The 25969-nt window shown below is 67.1% G+C and carries 28 protein-coding genes; 15 read left to right on the top strand and 13 right to left on the bottom strand.

Annotated features, from left to right (window positions below):
* Window positions 1–38: 38 nt before the first annotated feature.
* Window positions 39–2285: a DNA topoisomerase IV subunit A gene (parC, locus tag MGN01_RS09070; protein WP_147046431.1), complete on the top strand. Its 2247-nt coding sequence runs from the start codon at window positions 39–41 to the stop codon at window positions 2283–2285.
* Between the two features lie 200 nt (window positions 2286–2485).
* A complete protein-coding gene (locus MGN01_RS23515; protein ID WP_170245917.1) occupies window positions 2486–2659 on the top strand; it encodes a hypothetical protein in 174 nt (57 codons plus the stop codon).
* 327 nt (window positions 2660–2986) lie between these two features.
* On the opposite strand, the gene infA is transcribed toward MGN01_RS23515, so the two are convergent.
* A complete protein-coding gene (gene infA / locus MGN01_RS09075) occupies window positions 2987–3262 on the bottom strand; it encodes a translation initiation factor IF-1 (RefSeq protein ID WP_147046288.1) in 276 nt (91 codons plus the stop codon).
* Window positions 3263–3477: 215 nt separating this feature from the next.
* Window positions 3478–4605 (bottom strand): branched-chain amino acid ABC transporter substrate-binding protein, encoded by a 1128-nt coding sequence (locus MGN01_RS09080; RefSeq protein WP_147046289.1) that lies wholly within the window; start codon window positions 4603–4605, stop codon window positions 3478–3480.
* Window positions 4606–4789: 184 nt separating this feature from the next.
* Between MGN01_RS09080 and MGN01_RS09085 the strand changes: the two genes are divergently transcribed.
* Genes MGN01_RS09085 through MGN01_RS09095 form a run of 3 tightly spaced genes read left to right on the top strand, consistent with a single transcriptional unit; the run spans window position 4790 to window position 6501 of the window.
* On the top strand, window positions 4790–5113 hold the full coding sequence (locus MGN01_RS09085) for an XdhC family protein (protein WP_147046290.1): 324 nt from the start codon (window positions 4790–4792) through the stop codon (window positions 5111–5113).
* Window positions 5114–5123: 10 nt separating this feature from the next.
* The gene (locus MGN01_RS09090; protein WP_147046291.1) at window positions 5124–5864 is read left to right on the top strand and encodes an XdhC family protein; all 741 of its coding nucleotides are present in this window, start codon (window positions 5124–5126) and stop codon (window positions 5862–5864) included.
* Window positions 5857–6501, top strand: a complete 645-nt coding sequence (locus MGN01_RS09095) for a nucleotidyltransferase family protein (protein WP_147046292.1) — start codon at window positions 5857–5859, stop codon at window positions 6499–6501. Before MGN01_RS09090 ends, MGN01_RS09095 begins: the two co-directional genes overlap by 8 nt.
* Here the strand turns inward: MGN01_RS09095 and MGN01_RS09100 are convergent.
* On the bottom strand, window positions 6447–6608 hold the full coding sequence (locus tag MGN01_RS09100) for a DUF2256 domain-containing protein (protein ID WP_174804574.1): 162 nt from the start codon (window positions 6606–6608) through the stop codon (window positions 6447–6449). The two genes, MGN01_RS09095 and MGN01_RS09100, sit on opposite strands and share 55 nt — an antisense overlap.
* A 3-nt stretch (window positions 6609–6611) precedes the next feature.
* On the bottom strand, window positions 6612–7478 hold the full coding sequence (locus tag MGN01_RS09105) for a methionyl-tRNA formyltransferase (protein ID WP_147046294.1): 867 nt from the start codon (window positions 7476–7478) through the stop codon (window positions 6612–6614).
* A 171-nt stretch (window positions 7479–7649) separates the two neighbouring features.
* On the opposite strand from MGN01_RS09105, the gene MGN01_RS09110 reads away from it, so the two are divergent.
* The gene (locus MGN01_RS09110) at window positions 7650–9308 is read left to right on the top strand and encodes a cryptochrome/photolyase family protein (protein ID WP_147046295.1); all 1659 of its coding nucleotides are present in this window, start codon (window positions 7650–7652) and stop codon (window positions 9306–9308) included.
* On the opposite strand, the gene bcsS is transcribed toward MGN01_RS09110, so the two are convergent.
* Entirely contained in the window at window positions 9217–9573 is a 357-nt protein-coding gene (gene bcsS, locus MGN01_RS09115) for a cellulose biosynthesis protein BcsS (RefSeq protein ID WP_147046296.1), read from the bottom strand. The two genes, MGN01_RS09110 and bcsS, sit on opposite strands and share 92 nt — an antisense overlap.
* A 708-nt stretch (window positions 9574–10281) precedes the next feature.
* Between bcsS and MGN01_RS09120 the strand changes: the two genes are divergently transcribed.
* Window positions 10282–10887 carry an exopolysaccharide biosynthesis protein gene (locus MGN01_RS09120; protein WP_147046432.1) on the top strand — a complete coding sequence of 202 codons (606 nt, stop codon included), beginning with the start codon at window positions 10282–10284 and terminating at the stop codon, window positions 10885–10887.
* 15 nt (window positions 10888–10902) lie between these two features.
* Window positions 10903–11274, top strand: coding sequence for a tRNA-binding protein (locus tag MGN01_RS09125; protein ID WP_147046297.1), 372 nt, complete (start codon window positions 10903–10905; stop codon window positions 11272–11274).
* Window positions 11275–11277: 3 nt separating this feature from the next.
* Here the strand turns inward: MGN01_RS09125 and MGN01_RS09130 are convergent, their stop codons facing one another.
* From MGN01_RS09130 to MGN01_RS24390, 3 genes are read right to left on the bottom strand one after another with little or no spacing between them, the layout of a single operon-like run.
* Window positions 11278–12108 (bottom strand): metal ABC transporter permease, encoded by an 831-nt coding sequence (locus MGN01_RS09130; RefSeq protein ID WP_147046433.1) that lies wholly within the window; start codon window positions 12106–12108, stop codon window positions 11278–11280.
* A gap of 47 nt (window positions 12109–12155) precedes the next feature.
* A complete protein-coding gene (locus MGN01_RS09135; RefSeq protein WP_147046298.1) occupies window positions 12156–12989 on the bottom strand; it encodes a metal ABC transporter ATP-binding protein in 834 nt (277 codons plus the stop codon).
* On the bottom strand, window positions 12986–13114 hold the full coding sequence (locus MGN01_RS24390) for a hypothetical protein (RefSeq protein WP_280178540.1): 129 nt from the start codon (window positions 13112–13114) through the stop codon (window positions 12986–12988). Before MGN01_RS24390 ends, MGN01_RS09135 begins: the two co-directional genes overlap by 4 nt.
* 189 nt (window positions 13115–13303) lie before the next feature.
* Here MGN01_RS24390 and MGN01_RS09140 point away from each other — a divergent pair, with 189 nt between their 5' ends.
* The 4 genes from MGN01_RS09140 (at window position 13304) to MGN01_RS09155 (ending at window position 18030) form a co-directional block, all read left to right on the top strand.
* Window positions 13304–13810, top strand: a complete 507-nt coding sequence (locus MGN01_RS09140; RefSeq protein ID WP_147046299.1) for a Fur family transcriptional regulator — start codon at window positions 13304–13306, stop codon at window positions 13808–13810.
* 349 nt (window positions 13811–14159) lie between these two features.
* Window positions 14160–15923 carry a cache domain-containing protein gene (locus MGN01_RS09145; RefSeq protein ID WP_147046300.1) on the top strand — a complete coding sequence of 588 codons (1764 nt, stop codon included), beginning with the start codon at window positions 14160–14162 and terminating at the stop codon, window positions 15921–15923.
* Window positions 15923–17383 (top strand): mechanosensitive ion channel family protein, encoded by a 1461-nt coding sequence (locus MGN01_RS09150; protein WP_147046301.1) that lies wholly within the window; start codon window positions 15923–15925, stop codon window positions 17381–17383. The genes MGN01_RS09145 and MGN01_RS09150 overlap by 1 nt, the downstream gene beginning before the upstream one ends.
* Window positions 17384–17709: 326 nt before the next feature.
* The gene (locus MGN01_RS09155) at window positions 17710–18030 is read left to right on the top strand and encodes a hypothetical protein (protein ID WP_147046302.1); all 321 of its coding nucleotides are present in this window, start codon (window positions 17710–17712) and stop codon (window positions 18028–18030) included.
* Between the two features lie 25 nt (window positions 18031–18055).
* Here the strand turns inward: MGN01_RS09155 and MGN01_RS09160 are convergent, their stop codons facing one another.
* Both MGN01_RS09160 and MGN01_RS09165 read right to left on the bottom strand, forming a co-directional pair.
* Entirely contained in the window at window positions 18056–18256 is a 201-nt protein-coding gene (locus tag MGN01_RS09160; protein WP_147046303.1) for a DUF2934 domain-containing protein, read from the bottom strand.
* Window positions 18257–18367: 111 nt separating this feature from the next.
* On the bottom strand, window positions 18368–19141 hold the full coding sequence (locus tag MGN01_RS09165; protein WP_147046304.1) for a sigma-70 family RNA polymerase sigma factor: 774 nt from the start codon (window positions 19139–19141) through the stop codon (window positions 18368–18370).
* Window positions 19142–19481: 340 nt separating this feature from the next.
* On the opposite strand from MGN01_RS09165, the gene MGN01_RS09170 reads away from it, so the two are divergent.
* Window positions 19482–20201, top strand: a complete 720-nt coding sequence (locus MGN01_RS09170) for a Crp/Fnr family transcriptional regulator (RefSeq protein ID WP_147046305.1) — start codon at window positions 19482–19484, stop codon at window positions 20199–20201.
* Window positions 20202–20414: 213 nt separating this feature from the next.
* Here MGN01_RS09170 and MGN01_RS09175 read toward each other — a convergent pair whose 3' ends face one another.
* Together MGN01_RS09175 and MGN01_RS09180 are read right to left on the bottom strand one after the other, a co-directional pair.
* Complete coding sequence (locus tag MGN01_RS09175) at window positions 20415–21245, bottom strand: Crp/Fnr family transcriptional regulator (RefSeq protein WP_306437174.1); 831 nt, start codon at window positions 21243–21245, stop codon at window positions 20415–20417.
* A gap of 240 nt (window positions 21246–21485) precedes the next feature.
* Entirely contained in the window at window positions 21486–22406 is a 921-nt protein-coding gene (locus MGN01_RS09180; RefSeq protein ID WP_147046306.1) for a LysR family transcriptional regulator, read from the bottom strand.
* Window positions 22407–22528: 122 nt separating this feature from the next.
* On the opposite strand from MGN01_RS09180, the gene MGN01_RS09185 reads away from it, so the two are divergent.
* Entirely contained in the window at window positions 22529–23455 is a 927-nt protein-coding gene (locus tag MGN01_RS09185) for a ring-cleaving dioxygenase (RefSeq protein WP_147046307.1), read from the top strand.
* Window positions 23456–23507: 52 nt separating this feature from the next.
* Entirely contained in the window at window positions 23508–24164 is a 657-nt protein-coding gene (locus tag MGN01_RS09190) for an alpha/beta hydrolase (protein ID WP_147046308.1), read from the top strand.
* Between the two features lie 79 nt (window positions 24165–24243).
* On the opposite strand, the gene MGN01_RS09195 is transcribed toward MGN01_RS09190, so the two are convergent.
* The gene (locus MGN01_RS09195) at window positions 24244–25749 is read right to left on the bottom strand and encodes an undecaprenyl-phosphate glucose phosphotransferase (RefSeq protein ID WP_147046309.1); all 1506 of its coding nucleotides are present in this window, start codon (window positions 25747–25749) and stop codon (window positions 24244–24246) included.
* Window positions 25750–25969: the final 220 nt, after the last annotated feature.

The following is a 25969-nucleotide window of genomic DNA, read 5'->3' on the forward strand; positions in this document are numbered from 1 at the left end:
CGTGTTATGTTCTGCGTGAACACGCCAAGGGGTGAATGATGGGCGAGGCTTTCGAGCCGCCGAGCAACGATGGCATCCAGAGCGTCGAACTCAAATCGGCGCTGGAGGATCGCTACTACGCCTACGCGTTGTCCACGATCATGCACCGGGCGCTGCCGGATGCGCGCGACGGGCTGAAGCCGGTCCACCGGCGCATTCTCTACGGCATGCGCCTGCTGCGGCTCGATCCGAGCGCGGCCTACAAGAAATGCGCGAAGATCGTCGGCGACGTGATGGGTGACTTCCATCCGCATGGCGACCAGGCGATCTACGATGCGCTGGTGCGCCTCAGCCAGGATTTCGCGCAGCGCTATCCGTTGGTCGACGGCCAGGGCAATTTCGGAAATATCGACGGCGATGGGCCGGCCGCCTACCGCTACACCGAGGCGCGGCTCACGGAGGTCGCCCGCCTGCTGCTGGATGGGATCGACGAGGACACGGTCGATTTCCGTGCCTCCTACAATGGCGAGAAGGAAGAGCCCGTCGTCCTGCCGGCGGCCTTCCCGAACCTGCTCGCCAACGGCTCCCAGGGCATCGCGGTCGGCATGGCGACCTCGATCCCGCCGCACAACGCGGCCGAGCTGTGCGACGCCGCGCTCTACCTGATCCAGCATCGGGAGGCGACGTCGGAGCAGCTCTGCACCTTCGTGCAGGGACCGGATTTCCCGACTGGCGGCATCCTCATCGACAGCCCGGAATCGATCCGCGAGGCCTATCGCACCGGCCGCGGCGGCTTTCGCGTGCGCGCCCGCTGGATGAAGGAAGACCTCGGCCGCGGCACCTGGAACATCGTCGTCACCGAAATCCCCTACGGGGTGCCGAAGTCGCGTCTCATCGAGAAGATGGCCGAGCTTCTCCAGGAGAAGAAGCTGCCTCTGCTCGCCGACGTGCGCGATGAATCGGCCGAGGACGTCCGCGTCGTGCTCGAGCCCCGCTCGCGCAGCGTCGATCCGGTCGTGTTGATGGAGTCGCTGTTCCGGCTCACCGAACTCGAAGCGCGCATCCCGCTCAACCTGAACGTCCTGGTCGGCGGGCTCGTCCCGCGGGTGATCGGGCTCGCCGAAGCCCTGCGCGAGTGGATCGACCACCGCCGCGTCGTCCTGCAGCGCCGTTCGACCTACCGCCTCGGCCAGATCGACCGCCGGTTGGAGATCCTCGGCGGCCTGCTCATCGTCTATCTCGACCTCGACGAGGTCATCCGGATCATCCGCGAGGAGGACGAGCCGAAGCCCGCTCTCATGAAGCGCTTCGAGCTGACCGAGATCCAGGCGAACGCGATCCTCGACACGCGCCTGCGCGCCCTGCGCAAGCTCGAGGAGATGGAGTTGAAGCGCGAGTTCGACGACCTCACCAAGGAGAAGGCAGGGATCGAAGAGCTGCTCGGCTCCGAGAAGCTGCAATGGTCCGACATCACCAAGCAGATCCGCGCGGTGAAGAAGACCTTCGGGCCAGACACCAAGATCGGTAAGCGCCGCACCACCCTCGAAATCCCGCCGGACACGGCCGGCATCGACTTCACCGCCGCCATGGTCGAGCGGGAGCCGGTGACGGTGATCGTCTCGGAGAAGGGCTGGATCCGCGCCCTCAAGGGCCACGTCGCCGACCTGTCGGGCGTGACCTTCAAGGGCGACGATGCGCTGAAGGTGGCCTTCCCGAGCGAGACGACGTCCAAGGTTCTGGTGCTCGCCTCGAACGGCAAGGTCTTCACGCTGGAGGCATCGAAGCTTCCCGGCGGCCGCGGCTTCGGCGATCCGATCCGGCTGATGGTCGATCTCGACGACGGCACGGAGATCGTCGCTGCCTTGCCCTACAAGCCGGAGAGCAGGCTGCTCATCGCCGGCAGCGACGGGCGCGGCTTCGTCGCTCCGGCCGACGCGCTGATCGCCAATACCCGCAAGGGCAAGGGCATTCTGGGCCTCGACGATGGCGCCACGGCCGCCTTCCTCGTGCCGGCCGAGGGCACGCATGTCGCGGTGTGCAACTCCGCCAAGCTGATGCTGGTCTTCCCGATCACAGAGCTGCCGGAGCTGGCGCGCGGCAAGGGCGTGCGGCTGATGCGCTGCCGGCAGAGCGAGCTGACGGACGGCTGCGTCTTCTCGCTGGCCGATGGCCTGCCCTGGCGCGAGGCCGGTGGTGCGGCCCGGCTTGCCAACGCGCAGGTGCTGGAGAAGTGGCTCGGCCATAGGGCCGAGGCCGGTACGCTGATGACGCGCAGCTTCCCGAAATTCGAGCGGTTCGGGAAATAGCCCTGGCAGGCCGCTCTGCCGGACGGCGCACGCACTCCGTTCTCCCCGCTACGCTCTCATCCTGAGGTGCCCGGCGGGATCGCAGTTGGACTTGGTGCGGCAAGGCCGAGCGGTCCTGATGTGCCGCCCGGCACGGCAGCCCGGTCGCGGCAAAGGTTAAGCCTTCGTTCATGGCAGGACGCACACCGCGGAGGGGTGCCGTGAACAAGATTGTGAGAACCGTCATCGCAGCGCTGGTCTTGGCAGGGACCGCCTCGATTCCGGTCGCAGAAGCCGCGGCGAGCAAGGGGAAATCCGCGCGCACCGAGGCGCCGGCCAAGGCCGAGACCTGCCGGCCGAAATGGCCCTACATCGTGCTGACCTGCGTGGCGTGATCGTTTGCAGCGCGTGCCGTCACTGCGAGGCCGCTTTTGTCCCCGCCAGTAGCGGGTCCCACGCATCCGTGCCGAGCGTGCAGCGGACCGCGCATCGTCGACAGGCGCGGCAACGGCGGGAGCAGTCAGAAGCGGGTTGGCGGCGACCGGACTTGCGAGCCGGTCGGCGAACCCTCGCACGAGGGCGCACTTGCTGCAGCCTGAAGCGCCTGTCCGATCCTTATCAGAACCTGCTGCCCCAGCGCGATCATCGGCGGTGACCGCCGTGCGTCGATTCTAACTTCGGTCCACCATGGCTCTCGGCGAGCCGATGGAGGAGGAAGCGGCTCAGCGGCGGCGGAATTGCTGGCCGCGCTGCGGCGGACGCGGACCCGCGGCGCGCTCGTCCTTGTGGCGGAACACGAGGCGGCCCTTCTCGAGGTCGTAGGGCGACATTTCCACGGTCACGCGGTCGCCGGCCAAGGTCTTGATGCGGTTCTTCTTCATCTTGCCCGCGGTATAGGCCACGATCTCGTGCCCCTGGTCGAGCTGCACGCGGTAGCGCGCGTCCGGAAGGATCTCGATCACGAGACCGTCGAACTGCATCAATTCTTCTTTCGCCATTCAACCTGTCTCCGGCCGGATCGCCGTCAGGAGGCGCATCGGCTGCATTGAAATCGTCACTGCAATGTAAAACACTCGACCGTGCGGGTCCGATCCGCGGAGGCGCAGCCGGGACGAGCGAAAGGGTGATCTAGTCTTCGCACCCCTCATGCGCAACCTGTCGCGCCCCTGAGCGGCCACTTATCGACTGCCAAGGGCTTGCTGGTATCGCCTTTTCAGTGCGGAAGCTCGGTTCCGGCGTAGTCGATGCGGCCATCCGGCGTCCGGCGCCAGACGACGACTTCGTAGGGCGGCTTGGTCAAGTCGCCCTTGGCATCGAAGGACACGTCGCCGAGGAGCGTGCGCAGCGGTCGTCCGGCATGGAGGAACTCGGCGATGCGGCGCGGATCGGCGGATTTATTGGCCTCGATCGCGCCTTTCAGCACCTCGACCGCCGCGTAAGCGCGCGACGCGAAGACCTCCGCCTCCGGCGAGCGCGGCGGGGCAGGCTTTCGATCCCTGCCGTCCGGCACCTTGCGGGGCTCGGGCGGCAGCGTCATCACCGTGCCCTCGGCGCCCGCGCCGGCGATCTGCGCAAAATCCTTGTCGAGGATGCCGTCGCTGCCGATGAAGGTGCCCGTGTAGCCGGCCTCGCGCATTGCACGCACGAGGAGCGCGGCCTCCGCGGACAGCCCGCCGAAATACACCGCACCGATTTTCGCGGCCTTCATCCTCGCGACGAGCCCGGAAAAATCCTTGTCACCGCGGCTGATCCCCTCGAACAGGGCCTCGCGCCCGCCATGCTCCTTCAACACCCGCGCCGCCTCGTCGGCGAGGCCGCGGCCGAAGGTGGTCTTGTCGTTGATCAGCGCGACGCGCTTTCCGGGGAAGCGCTCTGCGAGCCAGGCTCCCGCGAGCGCACCCTGCTGCGCATCGCTGCCACAGAGGCGGAACAGGTTCCAGGCCCCGCGTGCCGTCAGAGAGCTCCAGGTCGCGCCGGGGGTGACAGCGAGGATGCCGGCATCCTCGTAGATCCCGAGGGCGGCTGCGCTGGTGCCCGAGTTCAGATGTCCGATGACGAGCGTCACGCCGGCCGTGGCAAAGCTCTTGGCGACGGTGGCAGCCTGTTTGGGATCGCCCGCATCGTCGCGCACGACGAGCTGCAGCTTTTGCCCGTTGACGCCGCCGCCGCGGTTGATCTCGGCGACCGCCTGCTCCGCGCCCGCCTGCATGCCCTGGCCGAAGCCGGCATCCGGCCCCGTCAGCGGCGCGGCGAGCCCGATCCGGATCGGCGGGGGAGCGGCCGATGCCGCAGCCGGCCAGGCCAGCAGAGCCGCTGCCGCGAAGGCGCGTAGTCGCCTCATCGCTGTCGTGTCTCTCGCATCGGGGATCGCCGGAACCCTTGCCCGCGACCACACCGTGATAGTGCCGCGCGCCGCGGCCCGAAAGCCAGCTTCGATTCCGCATTGCGAAATGCACTCGGGCGACTACCTCATCGAACAGACACTTCTCCTTGCCGACCGGGGCGTTGCCCCTGGAGCTCACAGCATGCTCTCCACCGACCAGACCATCCTACGCGAGGCCGAGACCTGGCGGCGCGAGGGCAGGGGCGTCGCCCTGGCCACTGTCATCGAGACCTGGGGCTCCGCGCCGCGCCCCGTCGGCAGCCATCTCGTGATCGAGCGCGACGGCAACTTCCTCGGTTCGGTCTCCGGCGGCTGTGTCGAGGGTGACGTGATCGCCGAGAGCCTCGACGTGATCGAGAATGGCGGCTCCCGCGTGCTGGAATTCGGCGTGGCGGACGAGACGGCCTGGCGGGCTGGCCTCTCGTGCGGGGGGCGCATCCGCGTCTTCGTCGAGCGGATCGACTGAGGCCGGCGCAATGAAGCTCGATCATCTCGCCGCCCTGAACGCCGAGCGCGATGCGCGGCGCCCGGCCATCCTCGTCACCGATACCGGCGACGGCACGCAGCGGCTGGTCCGCGAGGCCGAGATCGACAGCGACCCGCTGGCCGAGACGCTGCGCGAGCGCCTGCTGAGCGGCAAGAGCGGCATCGTGGAGGCGGACGGGCGCTCGCTCTTCCTGACGGTCCAGGTGCCGCCGGTGCGGCTTCTGGTCGTCGGCGCGGTCCACATCTCGCAGGCGCTCTGCCCGATGGCCGCCGCCCTCGAACTCGACGTCACCGTGATCGACCCGCGTACGGCCTTCGCGACGCCCGAGCGGTTTCCCGATGTCGCACTCCTGTCGGAATGGCCCGGCGACGCCTTCGCCCGCCTTGCCCCACTCGACCGATACACGGCGCTCGCCGCGCTGACCCACGATCCGAAGATCGACGATCCCGCGCTGATCGCTGCGCTGAACGCCGGGTGCTTCTATGTCGGCGCGCTGGGCTCGCGGAAGTCGCATGCGCGGCGGCTCGACCGCCTGCATGAGGCCGGGCTGAGTTCGGAGGCGACCGGGCGCATCCATGGTCCGATCGGTCTGGACATCGGCGCTGTGACGCCGGCCGAGATCGCGGTCTCGATCCTCGGCGACGTGATCGCGACGCTTCGCCGAGACCGCATCCGCGGCAAGGCGAAGGGCGAGCGTGCCGAGTGCATGCGCCACGGCGTCGATGCCTGAGCCGCGCATCGGCGCGGTCATCCTCGCGGCCGGACGCGGCACGCGGTTCGGGCCGGAGCCGAAACTGCTGGCCTTGCTCGACGGCGAACCGCTGGTGCGCCATGTGGCGAGGGCGGCCCTGGCCTCGCCGGCGCAGCCGGTGATCGTCGTGGTCGGGGCCCATGCCGTTGCAATCGGCGCTGCCCTCGACGGCCTCGATCTGCACCTCGTCGACAATCCGGATCACGCCGCCGGGCTCTCGACCTCGTTGCGCGTCGGGCTGGCGGCTATGCCGGCCGGAACGGACGCAGCGGTCGTCCTGCTCGGGGACATGCCGCGGATCTCTGCCGGCCATATCGACGCGCTCGTGGAGGCCTATCGGGAGGCTGACGTCCGGCCGAGCGCCGTCGTGCCCGTGTCTGGCGGGAGGCGCGGCAATCCTGTGCTGCTTGATCTCGCGCAGCTCTCGGACGCGCTGGCCGCATTGACCGGCGACCGTGGTGCCGGGCCGCTGCTCACCGAGCGCGCCGATGTGCTGGAAATCGCGATGGATTCAGGCGTGGCGTTCGACGTCGACACACCGGAGGCGTTGGCGAGCGCGCCTCACTCGTCTCGCTTCGAGCGCCGCGCCGCGTCGCGGCACCGATCCGAGCAGTAGCGGACCTCGTCCCAGACCCGCTCCCATTTCTTGCGCCACGCGAAGGGCCGCCCGCATTGCGCGCAGGTTTTCTGCGGCAGGTCCCCTTTGCGACGCATCCGCGGCACGGCTCAGCGTCCGATCTGTCCTGCCTCGGCGAGCGGCACCGGGCTCCAGCGCGTGAGCTGCACGTAGCCGCCCTGCGCGGCGACGATCACCTGGCGCCGGTAGCGGTGCACGACCGTGCCGGGCGCGTGGCGATGCGCCTCGTGCCAGCCCTCCGCCGCAGCGACGAAGACGCGGCCCTCGCCGAGCCGGGCGATGGTCTCGACCGCGCCGAAGGCCCGCACCTGCCGCAGGACTGTGTCGACGCCCTGCCGGAAGTCGAGGGTGCGGTCCGCATCCGTCACGCGCGGCCAGTACGAGCCGTCGCCCTGCGGCTCGGCGCTGCGCCAGCGATGGGCGATCTCCTTGCCAACTGGCCCGCTCGCGAGCCTCTGCGAGGCCATCCGGCATTTGCTGAGCAGCGTCTCGTGGGTGTCGGTCGGACCGACCGGAAAGATGTCCTGCGCGAGGATGTCGCCCGTGTCGAAGCCATCCTCGGCCAGGACGTGAGCCGTGACGCCCCAGCTCTCGTAGGAATCGAGGATCGCCTTGAAAAGCGGATACGGTCCGCGCCCGGTCGGCAGCGGGGAGGGGTGGAAGTTGATGGCGTACCGTGCCCGGCCCGGCCATCCCGTCACGCGCCAGGGATAGCCCGCCACCACGAGCGCCCAGTCGCGGCCATGGGCCTGATGGAGGGCGAGGATGTCGTCGGGCCGGATGCGCGAGAGCTGGATCGGGATGCGCAGTTGACGAGCCCGGGCCACGACGACGTCGTTGTGATCGTAGATCCCGTCGCAGGGCCGGGTGAACAGCTTGATCGGCTGCCAGCCCGCCTCGATCAATCCGTCGAAGGCGCTGCCGAGGAAGTCGATACCGGCAAAGGCGAACTTCATCCGCGTTCCTGTCGTCCGGACTGCGACCTTACGCGCTTGGATCGTGCCGGACGTCCGGTTCCTACGCGCGTGCCGTCGCCTTAGCTAGTTGCAGCGCCCGCGTCTTGGAATAACCGGCCGGCCGCGCGCGATGGACCGCCTGTTCGAAGACCCGCACCAGGGAGCGCGGCCGTGAAGACCCTGCGCTTCGTGCTGGGCGACCAGCTTCATCGCCGCATCGCATCGCTCGTCGACATCGACCCCGACCACGACGTCGTCCTGATGGCCGAGGTCCGCGACGAGGCGACCTATGTCCGCCACCACAAGCAGAAGATCGCCTTCCTATTCTCGGCAATGCGCCACTTCGCGGCCGAGCTGATGGAGGAGGGCATCGCCGTCGATTACGTTCGGCTCGACGATCGCGCCAATTCCGGCTCGTTCACCGGCGAGCTGAAGCGGGCGATCGAGCGGCATGAGCCGGACAGGATCGTCGTCACCGAGCCCGGCGAGTGGCGCGTCTGGCAGATGATGCAGGATTGGCGCGAGGATCTCTCGCCGCCGGTCGAGATCCGCGAGGACAACCGGTTCCTCTGCTCGCGTGCCGAGTTCGAGGCCTGGGCAGGCGACAGGAAGTCCCTGCTCATGGAAGCCTTCTACCGCCAGATGCGCCGGCGCACCGGCTGGCTGATGGACGGCAAGGAGCCGACGGGCGGCCAGTGGAACTACGATCCGGAGAACCGCAAGCGCCTGCCCAAGACCATCGCTCCGCCGGAGCGGATGACCTTTCCGCCGGATGCGATCACCCGCGACTGCATCGCGCTGGCCGCGCAGGAGTTCTCCGGGCATTTCGGATCGCTCGACGCGTTCGCGTGGCCGGTGACGCGGAAGGAAGCGTTGAAGGCCTTTCGCCGCTTCATCCGTGATGGCCTGCCGACCTTCGGCGACTACCAGGACGCCATGCGTCAGGGCTCACCGTTTCTCTACCACGCGCTGATCTCGCCCATGCTCAATGCCGGCCTTCTCACGCCGGAGGAGGTCTGCGAGGCGGCCGTGCGGGCGTTTCGCGAGGGCGACGCGCCGCTGAACTGCGTCGAGGGCTTCATCCGCCAGATCCTCGGCTGGCGGGAATACGTGCGCGGCCTCTACTGGGCGCGCATGCCCGGTTATGCCGACACCAACGCGCTCGATGCGAGCCGCGACCTGCCCTGGTTCTACTGGTCGGCCGAGACGCAGATGAACTGCCTGCACCAGTGCATCTCGGAGACGCGTGACCACGCCTATGCGCACCACATCCAGCGCCTGATGGTGCTCGGCAACTTCGCCTTGCTCGCCGGGGTCGAGCCGCGACAGGTCGAGGAATGGTACCTGATCGTCTACGCCGACGCCTACGACTGGGTCGAGTTGCCCAATGTCCACGGCATGGTGCTCTGGGCCGATGGCGGTGTCATGGGCTCGAAGCCCTACGCGGCCTCCGGCGCCTATATCGACCGGATGTCCGATTATTGCGGCCGTTGCGCCTACGACGTGCGGCGCAAGGCCGGCGAAAAGGCTTGCCCGTTCAACTACCTGTATTGGGACTTCCTGCTCCGCAATGCCGGCCGGCTCGAGCGTAATCCGCGTCTCGCGATGCCCTATCGCACGCTCGGCCGAATGGGCGACAGGCGCCGTGCCGAGATCCGGGGGGACGCGCATCGCTTTCTCCGCTCGCTGGACCCGAACCCGTCGAAGGCGTCGGGTGACGTCGAGGCCTCAGAAGCGGTCAGAGCGGCACCCACGTCGCAACGGAAACGTACGGGCCGAGCCGATGCGTCTCGCTCTCGTAGGAGCACCCTCCGGACAACCGAAACCTGAAATCGCCGAAGCCGAAATCGGTGGCGTGAATGCCCAGGCTCCATTTCCCGTAGCCCGTGCGATCGGCGTAGACGGCCGCCTCCGGCCCGAGATAGGCGCCGAAAAGGCGATACCCGGCCGAGATCCGGGCATAGGCATCCCATCGTGCCGAGCCGAGAACGACGGTGACGGTGGCCAACGTGTCCTCGCTGAGCCGAGCCCAGATCTCGCCCTGCAGGCGCCCACCGATCCGGGTCTCAACCGGACCGAACCCGATAGGGCCCATCACACTCTCGAACGAGCCCTCCGGCCCCGCGAAGAGGCCGACGACACCCCAGTCGAAGAAGAACTAATATCCACCCAGCAGGGCCGCGAGGCTCGTCGTCCGGACAAAGGTTGGAAGTACGCCTTGTATCGGAATTGTTCCACGTTCCAGACGAGCACCCCCACCGATCACGCCAAGCATCGCAAAGCCTTCTCGGTCGATGCGTTCGGGTGAAGCCTTGAATCCTGTGCTGATAAACGCCGATGATCCGGCATCCATGCTTCCGAAAAGGACAACATTGACCGGAAAGTCTTCAGCGCGAACTGAAAACGCCAACAGAAAATACGCAAGTGCAGCAGCGCTTGCGTATCGAAGCCTCTTTTGTCTGATAAGTGACGTAAGTAACGTACGCGCTGCAGGCCATCCTTGCGACAAGGATAGGTCTTCAGAGGCGCGACGACAGACGATGACTGTTATCTAGGTGTGAATATCACTGACATTGCATCGCCGGATGCATTTTTGATACATGCGAGCGGCGTGCAATTTGAGGTTGAGTAGCGGTCGCCTTGATAACTTGTGTCGGTGTTAGCGCCGGCTCAAGCATCATTCGTGGGCTGTGCGCAGCCTCACTTGGCTGAATCGACCCGGTGGGCTAGAGCCGCGCGGAAACGCAAAGCTCAGGGCCGAGCCCTCTTGTCCTCCGGTGCACGAACCTCCGACGTCCTCATCGTGCTCGCGCGCCAGGAGGGAGAACGGCTTTCTGTCGGCGACATCGTCGCCGTCTTGAAGGACCGTGCCTTCGCGCTGCTCGTGGTGCTGCTCGGCCTGCCGAACTGCCTGCCGATGCCGCCGCCGATCCCTCTGGTCTGCGGGCTTCTGCTGCTGCTCGTGGCCGTCCAGATCACGGCCGGAATGGCCTCCCCCTGGCTGCCGCGAAAGATTCTCCGGGCGTCCATCGCGACGGAGACTGTCGACAAGGCCGTGACGCGGGCCGTGCCGCTGCTGCAGAGGCTCGAGCGCTGGTCGAAGCCGCGGATGAGTCTGTTCGAAACGGCGATCGGCATGCGGGGCATGGGCGTTTTGCTGCTCGCCCTGTCGCTGGCGCTGATCGTGGCGCCGCCGTTCTTCGGGCAGATCCCGCTGGGCCTCGCAATCTCCCTGGTGGGATTGGGTCTCGTCGAGCGCGACGGAATCGTTGTGCTGGCCGGGCTGATCTTCGGCGGCATCGGCGTCGGGATCTCGATCGGCTTCGTCTACACCCTGTTCGCGAGCATCATGAGCGCGCTGGCCTGGCTTTCCGGATACGTTCCAGGCCTCGCCCAGCTCATGGGCTGATCCTCAGGTTTCGCAATGCACCTCAATCACCTGCCAAGCGAGCCGGCGGCGCCGTCGATCGACTTCGACGCGTTTCTCGCCGTCGACATTCGCATCGGGACCGTGGTTGAGGCTGAGGTCTTCCCGGAGGCGCGCAAGCCCGCGCTCAAGCTCACCATCGATTTCGGACCAGGGATCGGGCTGAAGCGCTCGAGCGCGCAGATCACGCAGCTTTACACACCGGAGGGGCTGATCGGGCGGCAGGTGGCGGCCGTGGTGAACTTTCCACCGCGGCAGATCGGCAAGTTCATGTCCGAGGTGCTGACCGTCGGCTTCGCCGATACCGCTGGCGCTGTTGTGCTGTTCAAGCCCGACAAGCCGGTGCCGAACGGCAGCCGTCTTTTCTGACGGTCAGGCTTCGAGGTGCCTCTGGCGGACGAGGCGCCTGAGCAGGCCGCCGCGTGGTCCGATCAGCATCGAGACGATGTAGAGCACACCCGCCGCAAGGACGATGGCGGGCCCGGTCGGCAGCCGGATCTCGGCGTTGTACGAGACGGTTAGGCCGATCGCGCTCGCCAGGACCGAGACCAGCATCGAGACAGGGATCAGCCCTGACAGATCGCTCGCCCAGAAGCGTGCGGTGATCGCCGGGAGCAGCATCAGACCGACCGCGAGCAGCGTCCCGAGGGCCTGGAACCCGGCCACGAGGTTCATCACAACGAGCGCCAGAAACGCATAGTGCACGGGCCCTCCCGTGCGGCTGACGGTGCGCAGGTAGAGCGGGTCGACGCACTCCATCACCAGGGGGCGGTAGAGCGCGGCGAGCGCCAGAAGCGTTACCGTGGAGACGCCGCCGATCAGCCGCAGGGCGTCATCGTCGAGGGCAAGGACGCTGCCGAACAGGATGTGCAGCAGATCGACCTGCGAGCCCCGCAGCGACACCAGGAAGACGCCACCGGCGAGGGCGATCAGGTAGAAGGCGGCAAGGCTCGCATCCTCCTTCAGCATGGTCGAGCGGGTCACGAAGCCGGCGAGCAGCGCCACCGCGAGTCCCGCGACGAGTCCACCTAACGTCATGGCCGGCAACGACAATCCGGCGACGAGGAAGCCGGCGGCGGCGCCGGGCAGGATGGCGTGGCTCATGGCCTCGCTCATCAGGCTCATGCGGCGCAGCATCAGGAAGACGCCGAGCGGCGGTGCCGACAGCGAGAGCGCCAGGCAGCCCACCAGCGCGCGGCGCATGAAGCCGAACTCGTAGGGGCCGACGAGGCCGGCCAGCAGGGCGTCGATCACTCGGCCGCCTCGCGCTGTGAGCCATGCGCGTGGCCATGGTGATGGTCGTGGCTGGCATGCGCAGCGTGATCATGGTCCTGGCCATGATCATGGACGTCGTGGTCGTGCCGGCAGATCGCGGCAGTCTCGTCCCAGGCTTCGGACAGCTGGCGCGCCCGTTCCAGGTTCTCCGGCGTGAGAACGGCCGCGGTCGGGCCCCAGGCGATCGGCTCGCGGGCGAGCAGCAACGTCATCGGGAAATGCGCGCGAACCTGCGCGAAGTCGTGCAGGGCTGCTACCACCGTTCGGCCCTGCGCGTGCCAGCCGCGGATCAGCGCGATGAGGTCGCCGACGGTGCGGGCGTCGATTCCTGTGAACGGCTCGTCGAGCAGGATCACGCGCGCATCCTGCACGATGAGCCGGGCGAACAGCGCGCGCTGAAACTGGCCGCCCGAGAGCGTTCCGATCGGCCGCGCCTCGAAGCCGGACAACCCGACAGCGGCGATGGCTGCTTCGCAGGCGGCGCGTCCGCGCCCGAGACTGCGCCAGGCGCCGAGGCGCCGCCACAGGCCCATGGCGACGAGGTCGAGCACCGAGAGCGGGAAGCCCCGGTCGATCTCGGCGGCCTGCGGGAGATAGGCGATGCCCGCTTTTGCGGGGCCGCGCTCGATCCGCCCGTCCAGCACCGGGATTTCACCGACCAGACCCTTCAGCAGCGTCGACTTGCCGGCGCCGTTCGGTCCCACCAGCGCGAGCAGGTCGCCCTCAGCGATGGCGCCGTCGAGATGGTGGACGGCCGGATGCCGGTCGTAGCCCAGCGTCAGGCAGTGGAGACGGATGGCCTCGCTCATGCGCTCGCCCACAGGATCGCGGCCCAGAGCAGGGTCGAGAGCGCGACCGCACTGGCGATGCGCAGCCCAATCCCGGCCCGAAACAGAGATCCGGCGACGGGAAGGGTGTCGGGACGACGGGTCATGGGCATCCCGGTCAAAGTCCGTCCGATGAGATGGGTGTGAGCCGGGGGCGCCGCGGGCCGGGTCGTCGTTGCCGGAACGGGGCCGAGCGCCTAGTCTCAGGAGCGGCTGATACAATATAACAGGGCCGGGTTTCAATCGGCCGCTGCGCGCGGGTCGTCCGCGCGGGAGGCGGCGAAGGATCGCTGAGGATGCACAATCACGTCGCCGGGCACGCGCATCCGCATGCGGGTGAGGAGGCTGGTCATGAGGACGTGCTGGCGCGCGCCGAGCGCCTCTGCCGTGAGCGCGACCTGCAGTTCACGCGCCTGCGCCGCGACGTGCTGGAGACGATTGCCGCGGAATCGAAGCCGATGGGCGCCTACGACATCGCCGAGCGCTTGAGCGCGGGCGGCAAGCGGGTCGCTGCTGTTTCGGTCTACCGAGCGCTCGATTTCCTCACCGAGCACGGTCTCGTCCACCGCATCGCCAGCCGCAACGCCTTCGTTTCCTGCGGCCACAATCACGGCGAGCGCGACGGCCTGCTCTTCCTGATCTGCCGCAGCTGCGGCGGCATCGACGAGCTGACCTCGCCGGCCATCGAATCCCAGCTCGACCGCGCCGTGACCGAGGCCGGCTTCACCCCGACAAGCCGGATCATCGAAGTCGAGGGCGAATGCGGCGCCTGCCGGGAGCAGGGCCGCTCGGCAGGCCATTGAACGCTCGGCCAGAGCGTACGTAAGTAGACAAAACCAAGATCTCTAGACCTCGGCTGCAATCCCTTCTGCAGTCGTAACCGGGCGAAATCTGACCCGTTCATTCGAATAGCGTTGAAAGCAAGTCGATCGCCGCCGGCTAAATACCGGTATTGCTGGATCGTTACAGACTCGCTTCTCGCCATCGGGCAGGAGTTTCGGACTGGCCGACACCGCACCCCGGTGTCGGTCCAGTCCAGCCCCACCCTTGAACGACGCACGGCCGAGAGAACGCGATGCCACGACTCCGGGAGGACGCCGCTGCCGCCGCATTCGACCCGACGGCGCCGGCGCATGAGTACGTCGCGAGCGCATGATCACGGCCGAGAAGACGATCGCTTTCCCGACAAGGCCGGAGGCCGGTTTCGATGCCGTTGGCGAGGGTCGAAGCCTTGACCGCCGTCAGCTCATCGTCGCGCTCGTCGTCGCGGTGGTCATAGTGGGAGGTGGCGTGCTGGCCGGCGTCAGCCAATATGCCGGTGCCCGCTACGCCCTGATCCACGACGCCCAGACCCGGGCGACCCGGTTCGAGACCATCTACCGCGAGGCCTCCGAGGCCCGTCTCCAGGCGATCCGGCTCGGTGCAGAGATCATCGCGCGCGATCCGTCCATCGTGGCGGCTCTCATGCAGCGTGACCGGGCCGAACTGGCCCGCCGGTCGGTTCCCCTGTTCGAGCAGGTCCTGAAGCCGCGCTTCGCCGTCACCATCCTCGGCTTCCAGGTGAACGCCGACGTCAACTTCTTCCGTGCGCACCGCCCCGATCTCTTCGGGGACAGCCTGGCGGAGCGCTCGATGGTGTCGGCCGTCATGAAGTCGCGCGTGCCCGTGGCCGGGCTGGAGATCGGCCGCATCGGGCCGGAGCTGCGCGTGATCGCGCCGGTGATCTCGGGGGATACTTTCGCCGGCAACGTCGAACTCGGAAGCTCGCCCTGGGATGCGCTCCAGATCGCAGCCCAGGCGACGGGCCTCGATTTCGCGTTCGCCCTCGACCGTCGCACGGCCGAGACCCTCGACCGGACGCGCGGGGCCACCGAGCTCACGAAGAACGATGTCCTCTACATCCGCTTCTCGCGCCCGGAGGTCCGGGACCTTCTGGCCGAGGCGCCCTACAGCCCGGCCGATGCCGCTCCGCAAGCCACGCGCAGCGGGGGACACGAGCTGTTCGTGCAGACGATCCCGATCGAAGACGTCAGCCGGCAACCCGTCATCCACATCACGGTTGCGGAGGATCTGACGGGAGCGCTTGCCGAGGCTCGCAACCGCATCCTGTTCTACACGACGATCGCCACCACGCTGCTGCTCGCCGTGATCCTCGTCGGCCTGTTCCAGTTCCGCGCCCTGCGCGCCCGGCTGGAGCGGAGCTTCTCCGGCCGTCTTCAGGAACTGCGGACCAAGGCCCGGGCCTACGACCAGATCAGCCAGTCGCTCCACGATCTCGATGCCTGGAAGCTCGGCCTTCTCACCGAACTCGTTCTCCTGATCCGCGATCCGCTCACCGCCGTGCAGGGTGCGATCGACAGGGCGATGAAGGACAACCCCCAGGCTTCGGGGCCGGCCCTCGCCTTCGCCGCAACGGAGATCCGTCGCCTGAACGCGGCCGTCGACGATCAGTCGACGATGCTGCTGATGCGCGACCGCCTGACCCGCGTCGAACCGGAGCCTGTCGACCTCGCCTCCCTGGCTGCCGAGGTCACAGGCGAGGCCGGAAGCGCGCCGGCCATCCAGCTCGCCGTGCCAGCCGGCCTGCCGCCGGTGCGCTGCAACGCCCCCCTTCTGCGTGCCGCGCTGCGGTCCATCATCCAGACTGTGATGAAGCGCTCCGATGCGACGGTGATCGTCGTCGCCCTCAAGGTGGAGGGCGGCTCGGTCGTCGGACGCGTCGCCGGAACGGGCACCTGGCGCGGCACCCCACCGAGCCTCGACGAGGTGGTGACATTCGGCGCCGCGTCGGAGAAAGACGCCGGCAACCCGCTGATTCTGGCACGTCTCACGCTCGAGCAATTCAACGGGTCGCTTTCGCTCCTCGAAGGCGAGCCGGGCCGCGTCGGCTTTCAGTTCGATCTGAAGGCCGCCTGATGCCGACCCAGATCGTCTCGCGGTTGCCGCTGGCGCTGATTGTCTCCTTCCTGGCGGCCTCGGCGCTGCTCCTCTCCGAAGATCTGTTCGCCCGACCGTTCTCTTTCGTCACCGGCATCATTTTCGAGGCCGTCCGGCGTGGCGAGACGGCCCTTCTGCTCGGCATCGCGACCCTGCTGGTCGCACGCTTCGTGCGGCGCGATCTCATCCACGGCCTGTTGGAGCAGAGGGCCGGCACGGCGCTGCCGCACCTGATCGGCGATACGGCGAGCCTCGTGGTGCTCGTCGCCGGTGCCGCCGTCATCATGACGGGGGTCTATGGTTGGGATCTCGGCGCCGTCGTTGCGGCGGGCGGACTCAGTCTTGCGATCGTCGGACTCGCGCTCAAGGATGTCATCCTCGCGGTCTTCAACGGGGCCGCCGTCAATGTCGAGAACGCCTTCACGGTAGGCGACCGCGTCAGGATCGGTGACGTCGACGGTGTCGTTGTCCAGTCGACCTGGCGCAGCACGACGATCCTGACAAAGGCGCGCCGCCTCGTGACGATCCCGAACGTCGCGCTCGGGACGGCGTCGATCACGAATTTCGACCGGCCGGACAAGAGCGAGCAGCGCGTCCTCGAGATCTGCCTCGACTACGACGTGACGGCCGAGAGCGCCGAGCGGATCCTGCTCGCCGGTGTGATTGGCGCTTCAGGCGTTGCGCTGGTCGACGCGCCGAGGGTTCACGCCATCCGGCTGGATCGGGATGGTGTGCTCTACGCGATCCGCTACGTGATCGCGAACCACGATAACGGGCTGTCCTCCGATCACGCCGTCATCAAGAGCATCCTGGCGCATCTGCGCGATGCCGGGATCGTGGTGGCCTATCCCAAGCAGGAGGTCGTCAACGCCGAGCGTCGGATCCGCGTCGCAGACCGGATCGTCGACCGGCGCGTGCTCGTGCAGCAATGCGGCATGTTCCGTGGCCTCGCCGCGGACGTCCAGGCCGAGATCGCCGACGTTCTCATCGAATTGAAGGTTCAGGCGGGCGCCAGCCTCATTGCGGCGGGCGCGGTTCGTCCGTCCCTCTTCATCGTTGGCGAGGGCTTGATGAAGAGGACGCGCGTGCGGCCCGACCGTCCCGGCTTCATCGAGGAGCGTTACGTTGCGACCCAGGCCTTCGGACGACGGGCCTTCCTCTCCGGCCTGCCTCATCCAGCGCCCGTCGCTGCCGTGACGCAAAGCCTCGTCTTCGAATTGACGCGCGACGACTTCGCGAAGGTGCTGCTGAGTCATCCCGAGATCAAGGCATCGCTCGCCGCGAACATGGCGCGCTCGCCGACGCGCGATATCACGCACGCTACGGAGGTCAGTGCCCTGGAAACGCGGACTGAACGTCCCGTCGCCTTCTATCTCGGCCTTCTCGACTCGTTGACGTCCGCTAAGGCCGATCGCGCCCCGACCAATCAAACCCAGTAACCGGTCGAGGCCGTTGCCGGCTTCTCCGTGGGTACGGCCGCCGCGCTGGGTAATGCGGCACGAAGACGCCACCGAGCCGGTGCGAATGCGGCCTCGCGTGCGAGACAGACGCAATGGTGCAGTGCGAGTGATTGAAGAAACGTCGGTATATGATCCGGTAAGACTTACGGAATCTGGGTACTCGCCCACTAAACTGACTTGATAACAGTTTTCGCCACTGGATCCCACGTCGTGAAATATGCTATGACTTTCGCGAGACTCCGCTGCAAATGACGAAAGCTGCTCAGTAGCGATGCAACCGGCGAGAGCCTCGTGGGAAAGTACAGATGAGTGACGATCTCGAGGCGCGTATCCTGGATCTCGAATTAAGATTCGGAAATTTTCTGAGCAGCACAGCGGAGAAGCTCGGCGAAATTCACCGACAGACGGCTGAATCCGCCGACCAGACAGCCGCTGTCGTCACTCTGCTCATCGAAGAACTGGTTGCCGAGGGCGTGCTCGATGGTGGCCGCTTGCATCAGAGGGTCGAAGCTCATGCCAGCCACCTCGGCGAGGCCGGTCGCTTCGGGACCCGAAGGATCGTCGTGGACCAGCTCCTCATGAGCCTGCAGCGCTCGCGGCGGAGTAGCGGTCCGTGTTCGAACTGAGAGACCCTGACCACCGCTCACGCCGCTAGTCTGTGCCGTGCGGTTCGTCGTCCTGTTCCGTGCTCGGGGGCTCGGCTGCCGCCTGTGCGGCGCGCTCGGCGCGAAGCTCGCGCTCGGCCAGTAGCCAGAAGGTGATCTCACTGCCCTCGGGCCGGTGATTCCGGTCCCACAGCTCATAGGCGCGAGCCCTGATCTCGGCGAAAGGGATGGGCGGCTGCGAGGGCATCAACGGCTCGCTGGATCACGTAACGCGGTGATCGTTTCAAAGGGTGGGGCAGGCGTAGCGCGGCAGACCGTTGTCACGTTTTCGCGGTCCGCTCCAGACAATGCTGACCGATCAGGACGCGGCAGCGAGGCCCGAGCCATTCACTACGGACATGGTGACCCGGTCGGCGCCGATCTCGTCCATGTCGAGGCCGAGCAGACCTGCAATCTGCTCGCGCGCCCGCCAGACCCGGCTTTTCACCGTGCCGATCTTGCAGTTCATCACTGAGGCGGCCTCTTCGTAAGACAGGTTCTCGATGGCGACGAGCACCAGGGCCTGGCGCATCGTGTCAGGCAGCTTGGTCAGCGCGATCGCCATATCCTGAAGGTCGAGCCGGCCGGGCTGCTCGGGGATCGAGACCAGCCGACCACCCTCGTCGCCTGGGCTCATGGCGACCTCGCGGCAGGATTTGCGGTAGTTCGAGTAGAACACGTTGCGCATGATCGTGAAGAGCCAAGCACCAAGGTTGGTATCGGCGGCGTAGCGCGCACGGCCGCGCCACGCCTTGAGCAACGTGTCCTGCACGAGGTCGTCGGCGCGCACCTTGTCCTTGGTCAGCGAGAGCGCGAACCGGCGCATGTTCGGCATAAAGGCTAGGAATTCGTCGTGGAAGGCACGCGCGTCGCACGCTTCCTGGGCGGTCAGCGCGCGCCCAAGCCGGGCCAACAGTTCTGTAAACTGTCGCTCGCCATCGTCGGTTACCGAGGTGTCGAGCGGCCAAAACGTCTGGTCGAGTACGGTTTCGAGGTGCTGCCGGATGAGTTCAGGAATACCCGGCGATTGCGTCGGCTCCTCAGTAAAATCCAGACTCTCGTCGGCGAAAGATTCTTCGAGCGTAAGGGCCATGATGAAATCCCTGTGTCGAAATGATCGGCGCCGTGAAGGAGGACGGCCGCCTGAAAGGCCTGGGTTGGCGTTGGTTAGGTGAGCCATGGCTGAGGGACGGTACTCAACGTCTCATCTCCCGGCCTGTTCACTGCCGATCCCTTGAACATGTCGTTTCGCAATGGAATCGTAGAGTTGCGCAGCTGAAGGGAAAGGCTTGACGGTTCTTGTGTTCTACAACGTACCGTCCTGAGAGGTTCAAGCTTATCGTTTCGGCCGGGTAGAGATCTGATCTATGGTATTGTACGGTATCGCACGTTATATGAGGTATTGAGCCTCATTATCTTATGTGAGGAAATACTTGTATCAGCCTCATCAACTTCGTTTGCAGAACAGGCTGCTGCGCGCGCTCGATCCAGATGATTACCGTCTGCTCGCAGGGGCGTTCGAGCCGGTTCAGCTGACGCTGGGCCAGCACCTCACGGAGGCGAACCAGCCTATCGGCCACGCCTATTTCATCGAGGAGGGGCTGGTCTCACTGCTGGCGGATACGATGCGCCCGGCCGCTGACCGCGTCGAGATCGGCATCGTTGGATACGAGGGCATGGTTGGCGTGCCCCTCCTACTCGGCACTGACCGATCCCCGCATGTTGCCCTGGTCCAGACCGAGGGGCGAGCGCTTGCGGTTCCGGCACCTGTGTTGGACGAGGCGCTCGGCATGAGCCGGACGCTCCGCGGGGCGCTGGGCCGCTATGTCCAGAGCCTGATCGTTCAGGTCGGCCAGACGGTCTACGCCAATGCCGACTTCAACATCGAGGCGCGGCTCGCGCGCTGGATCGTCATGGCGCAAGATCGCCTCGGCCGGGACGAGTTACCGATCACGCACGAGTTCCTCTCCCTGATGCTCGGCGTGCGGCGGCCCGGCGTGACGACGGCGACACATACGCTGGAGGGTGCCGGCATGATCCGCGCCCAGCGCGGCCGGATCACTGTGCTCGACCGGGATAAGCTCCTGGCGCTCGCCGCGGCGTCGTACGGCCTCGCCGAGGCCGAGTACGAGAGGCTGCTAAAGGAAGGATAGGCGGCTGCAACCTGCCTCAACACCTGGGTGAAAGGTGTTCGTCCAGGACGAAGAGGGAGGCGAGCTACCCGATCTGTCCGCGGCGAGGGTCCCGGTGCCAGATGTCCTGCGCGACAAGCCGCGCCTTGCCGCAAGTCTAAGGCCCGCGCGCTGCTGACCGCACGACGTACTTGCGGTGATCGGCGAGGCCCGCGCGCTGGTCGCCGGGATCCTCTACGCGACCGTTCTGTCGAAACTCACCGGCGCGTCCCGCCGCAGCGGGCCGATCAATCGCTCGTATTCCGCCTCGGCCGCGCCGTAGCTCTCGCCGGCCGCATCTTCGAGACCCTGGCGGTCAAGCACCGTAATGCGCCCGCGCCGCGCCCGGACCAGGCCGGCGCCTTCCAGAATATGGATCGCCACCGTCACGGTGGGCCGGCGCACCCCGAGCATCATCGAGAGGAAGTCGTGCGTCACCGACAGGTCGTCGCCGTCCTGCCGGTCGTGATACATCAGCAGCCACCGGGCCAGACGCTCCTCGGCCGGCGCGGCTGCGTTGGCCAAAGCGGTCTGAGCGATCTGGATCAGGTAGGTCTGGGTGTAGCGCAGCAGCAGGTCGCGGAAGCCGGAACTGCGCTCCGTTGCGCGCTTGAGCACCTCCGCGGTGATGCGGTGACCGCGCCCGGCAACCTGCAGAAAGATCTCGTGGGGAATGCGGTCGGCCCCGAGCAGCAGCGCGGTGCCGGAGACACCGTCGCGGCCGAACAGGCCGATCTCGACGCGTCCTCCGCCGACCTGGCGCGACACTACCGAGCACAGCCCCTCCTCGATGAAGTAGGCGTGCGCGATCGGCTGGTCCGGCTCGACGATCACGGTGCCCAGGGGCAACGTGACCGGTTCCAGATGGGCTTCGAGCCAGGTGGCGTCGTCGGCGGCGAGAGCGGAGAGGAGATTATTCTTATAAGACACGTTGGCAGCGGACACCGACGACATGGAACGCCTACGGCTTGCAACGTCCCCAAGCATCGGGGTTTCGTCGTCGCCGCACTGACGATGGTGCCGCATAGCGAAATGATCGCCGAAGGCGACTGGTTTGTGCGCCAACGGCAGGAAGGGTCTGAAATCGAACGATCTTTTCGGTCGATATCGCGCAGGCATGCCTTCTGGAGCGTACGGTTTCTGCCGGGCTTCGCGGTTGCAGCAAGTGGCAGGACCGCGGCCTTTTTGAGAGCGGTGACGGCCGAGTCGGCGTCTCCGCCATGCCGCCCAGGGCTCGGCCCGTCGCGCTGCTGAGCGGCGACGGCCCTACGCTCTGGTCTTTCGCGACCAGGCTGCCTCGGAGAACGCCCGCGCCAACGCGTCAATGACGGCGATGACGCGGGCCGGACGCGGTTCGCCAGGTGGCGTGACGAGGTGGAGGGCGATGGGTGGCAGCGACCAGTCCGGAAGCACGCGTTCCAGCCGTCCAGCCGCCAGGTCTCCCCAGATCATGAAATCGGGCTGCACCGCCAAGCCGAGCCCAGCCAGCAGGGCCGGGGCGAGGGCATCGGCATTGTTGGCCCGCAGCCGACCCGTCGGCACGACGACCGTCTCTACCCCGTCCGGCCCGGTGAAGTGCCAGCGGTCGGGCGTCGGCAGATAGGCGTAGCCGAGACATGCATGTCCGGCGAGGTCGCGCGGATGCGCCGGGCGGCCGTGCCGCTCGAGATAGTCGGGGCTCGCCACCAGCGAACGGCCGACTGTGCAGAGGCGCCGCGCGCGCAGCGAGGAATCGGCGAGCGCTGCGATCCGCAGACCGATATCGAAGCCGCCGCCGACGAGGTCGACCAGCGCGTCGCTGAGATGAAGGTCCACCGAGACCTCGGGCAGATCCGTGAGCATCTCGGGCAAAAGCGGCGCGACGTGACGCAGCCCGAAGGACATCGGCGCGGCGAGTCGCACCAGCCCGCGCGGCATACTCGTGGCGGCGCTGGCCTCGGTCTCGAGCGCCTCGCCCGCCGCCAGGATGCGGGCGGCTCCCTCCCGGGCCGCACGCCCAGCCTCCGTCAGGGTGAGCCGGCGCGAGGTACGGTGGAAGAGGCGTGCCCCGATCCGCGCCTCCAGCCGGGCCAGGGCCTTGGAGACGGTGCCTTTTGCGAGGCCCAACTCACCGGCGGCCCGGCTGATGGATCCGGTCTCGGCCACACGCGCGAAGATCGCCCAGGCCTCGAAATCGGGAAATGCCATAAGCTCAATAACGGAAACGATGCATTTCCGTTGTTTCCGTTTTCAATGTGATCCGCAAGCTCCAGATTACGTCCATCGCAGAACGGCGGCGTCAGCGGGCGCAGCCGACAGGAGACCCGGCCATGTCCGAGCACGGCATCCATCACGTCACCGCCTATGCTGGCCCGGCCCAGCGCAACCTCGACTTCTACACCCAGGTTCTCGGCCTGAGGCTTGTGAAGAAGACGGTCAATTTCGACGATCCTGGCACCTACCACCTGTATTATGGCGATGAGACCGGCCGGCCTGGCACGATCCTGACCTTCTTTCCCTTCGACAACGCTGCCTCCGGCCGCGTCGGGATCGGGGAGACGCAGGAGACGGCCTTCCGTGTGCCGCGCGCCTCGATCGGCTGGTGGACGCATCGTCTGGTCGAGAAAGGCGTCCTGCACGAGGCGCCGACGCACGTTTTCGGCGAGCCGGTCCTGCGCTTCCGCGATCCCGACGGGATGATGCTGGCCTTGGTCGGCGTCGAGGATGCGGAGGAGGGCGCGTATGCCGGCGATGAGGTGCCGGCCGAACATGCCATCCGCGGCTTCCACGGCGTGACGCTGCTGCTGGGGGAAGCGGAGAAAACGGCGGCGATCCTGACGGGCGTTCTCGGCTTCCACGAGACCGCACGGGAAGGATCGAGCATCCGCTTCGGCAGCGGAGCGGGGCAGGGCGGGTTCGTGACGCTGCGGGCGGTCGGCGGCTTCCTGCGCGGCCGGCCGGGAGCGGGCTCCGTTCACCACATCGCCTTCCGGGCCGCGGACGACGCGGTGCAGGAGGCGATGGCGCGGACGCTCACCGAGACTCACGGGCTCGTCGTCACGGAGCAGCGCGACCGTCAGTACTTCCGCTCGATCTACTTCCGCGAGCCGGGCGGCGTGCTGTTCGAGATTGCCACCGACATCCCCGGCTTCGCCGTGGACGAGCCGGTGGAGACGCTGGGCCGCGCCCTCAAGCTGCCGCCCTTCCTCGAGGCGCATCGCGCGCAGATCGAGGAAGTGCTTCCGAAGGTCGCCTGACCCGAGGCCCCGTCCTTCCCGGGACGGGGCCGATCCTTTCCAGGAGGCTGCCATGTCGAATGCAAAGACCCTGTCCTTCGTCCACCGCTTCGAGCCGGCCACGGAAACCGGCCGTCCGCCCCTTCTGCTCCTGCATGGCACCGGCGGCGACGAGGCCGATCTCATCCCGCTGGGTCGCGCAGCAGCGCCGGGCTCGGCCCTTGTCTCACCGCGCGGCCAGGTGCTGGAGAACGGCATGCCGCGCTTCTTCCGGCGCCTGGCGGAGGGCGTGTTCGACGAGGCAGACATCCGCCGGCGCGCCGACGATCTGGCTGATTTCGTGGAGGAGGCGCGGGCCGCCTACGGTCTCGCCGCACCCATCGCCCTCGGCTTCTCGAATGGTGCGAATATCGCTGCCGCCACGCTGCTGCTGCGGCCGGAGGCCCTGGCCGGTGCGGTGCTGCTGCGCGCGATGGTGCCGCTGTCGACGCCGCCCGTGGCCGATCTCGCGGGGAAGCCGGTGCTGCTGCTCTCCGGCATGGTCGATTCGATCGTACCGGCGGAGAATGCCAGCCGTCTCGCCGGCCAGTTGCGCGACGCAGGTGCCGACGTTGAACACGCGGTCCTGCCGGCCGGGCACGGGCTCAGTCAGGTCGACCTCACGCGGGTCGCAGGATGGGTGCAGCGTCAGTGGACGCTCGCTGCGCCAAGGTCAGTCAGCGCCGCCTGAACCGCAGCGATCGCATCCACCACGTCATTCCGGGACCGCAAAGCGAGACCCGGAATGACGGTCATCGCTCCCGGGACCCTTAGAACGCGTTCCGATAAGCCCGCGGCGAGATCACGGTCTGGATCATGATTTTGATGTCGAGCCAGATCGACCAGTTGTCGATGTAGTGCAGGTCAGCCTGCACGCGCTTCTCCATATCCGCATCCGTCAGGGTCTCGCCGCGGAAGCCGTTGACCTGGGCCCAGCCGGTAATGCCGGGCTTCACGTTGTGACGGCGGGCGTAGAGCGCAATGCGGCGCTCGAAGCTGCGGTCGTGGGCGAGCGCGTGCGGGCGCGGACCGACGAGCGACATCTCGCCCCGGATCACGTTGAGGAGCTGCGGGAGTTCGTCGATGTTGGTCTTGCGCAGCATGGCGCCGACGCGGGTGATGCGATCGTCGACCCTGCTTGCCTGCCGGAAGACGGCGTTCTTCTCCACCTTCATGCTGCGGAACTTGAAGACGCCGAAGGCCTGCTGGTTGAAGCCGTAGCGCCGCTGGCGGAAGAAGACCGGGCCGGGGCTGTCGAGCTTGATCAGCACGGCAACGGCGATCAGGAGCGGTGCAAGCAGGATCAGCGCGATCGTCGCCATCAAGATATCGAAGCAGCGCTTCAGCAGAACCTCGCCGAGGGTGAGCGGCCGGCGGCCGATATTGAGGCCGTTGAGGCGCCCGACGCGGGCGACCTGCAGATCGGGAAAGCGATCGAGCATGGCGCCCGGACGCAGGTGCAGGGCGGCCGGCACGCGAAGGAAGGCATCGATGCAGCGCTCGACATCCGCCGTATCGGCCCAGGGCACCAGCACGAAGACGTCATCCGGCCGGAGGAAGCGCACCACAGAGACGGCGAGTTCGAGGTCTTCCGAGAGCAGCGCCTGCCGGGTCTCGGCATCCGCCTCCGGCTCTGGGCGGCGCAGGTAGCTCGTACCGATCACCCGCAGGCCGAGTTCGCTCGCGCTGTTGTTCTCGTAAAACCGTGCGATGTCCTCCTCGAAGCCAACGAGATGGATGCGGCTGACCGAGGCCGAGGCCGGCGTTACGGCGCGGCGCACCAGGCCGACCATGGTGGCGCGTACGATCAGCATCGCCGGCAGGCCGGCCACGAAGAACACCACCGAGACCACGCGGGAAAAGTCGTTGGTGGTCTTGGTCGCGAAGCCGATCACCAGGGCGGTCGCCCAGGCCATCAGCCACAGGGTCGCTATCCGCCGCGGATGGGCCGATTGCGAGAGGTAGTTGTCAATGCTGTATTCCTCGCGCACGAGGTTGGTGACGAGCACGATGGTGCCGACCAGCGCACCGAGTTGCAGGCTCAGGCTCTGCTTCAGCGGCAGCAGCTGACTCGTAAAGGCGTAGTAGTAGGCGACCTCGATCGCGAGACCGAGGGCCACGATCGCCAGCAGATCCGCAAGGGCCAAGGCGGCCGAGATCGACAGGCGGAAGGCGGCGCGCCGGCGGCGGGGCATCAGCGCCGTCCAGACAGCGCGGCTGCTCTCGCCCTCCTTCGGGAGGCTGCGGAACGGTCCGGTAAGTCGGTCCTGGTACATCGAGCTCGCGTTGTTTCGCGGTGAACCGGGCAAATGTCCCGAAACGAGACGTTTGGCGCCGCGCATCCGGGATCTGCCACGATCAGAGCAATCTCCGAGCCCCCTAGGTGGCCCGTCGCTGCCAAAGCGCGGCCCGCCAAAAGCGGACCATCACGCACGCGTCACTGCGACCAGGGCCGCCCACCCCGGTCGCCCTTCGATCCGAGCCCCATGCACCGAA

Origin of the sequence: Methylobacterium gnaphalii (assembly GCF_007992215.1) — a bacterium.
Lineage (GTDB): Bacteria > Pseudomonadota > Alphaproteobacteria > Rhizobiales > Beijerinckiaceae > Methylobacterium > Methylobacterium gnaphalii.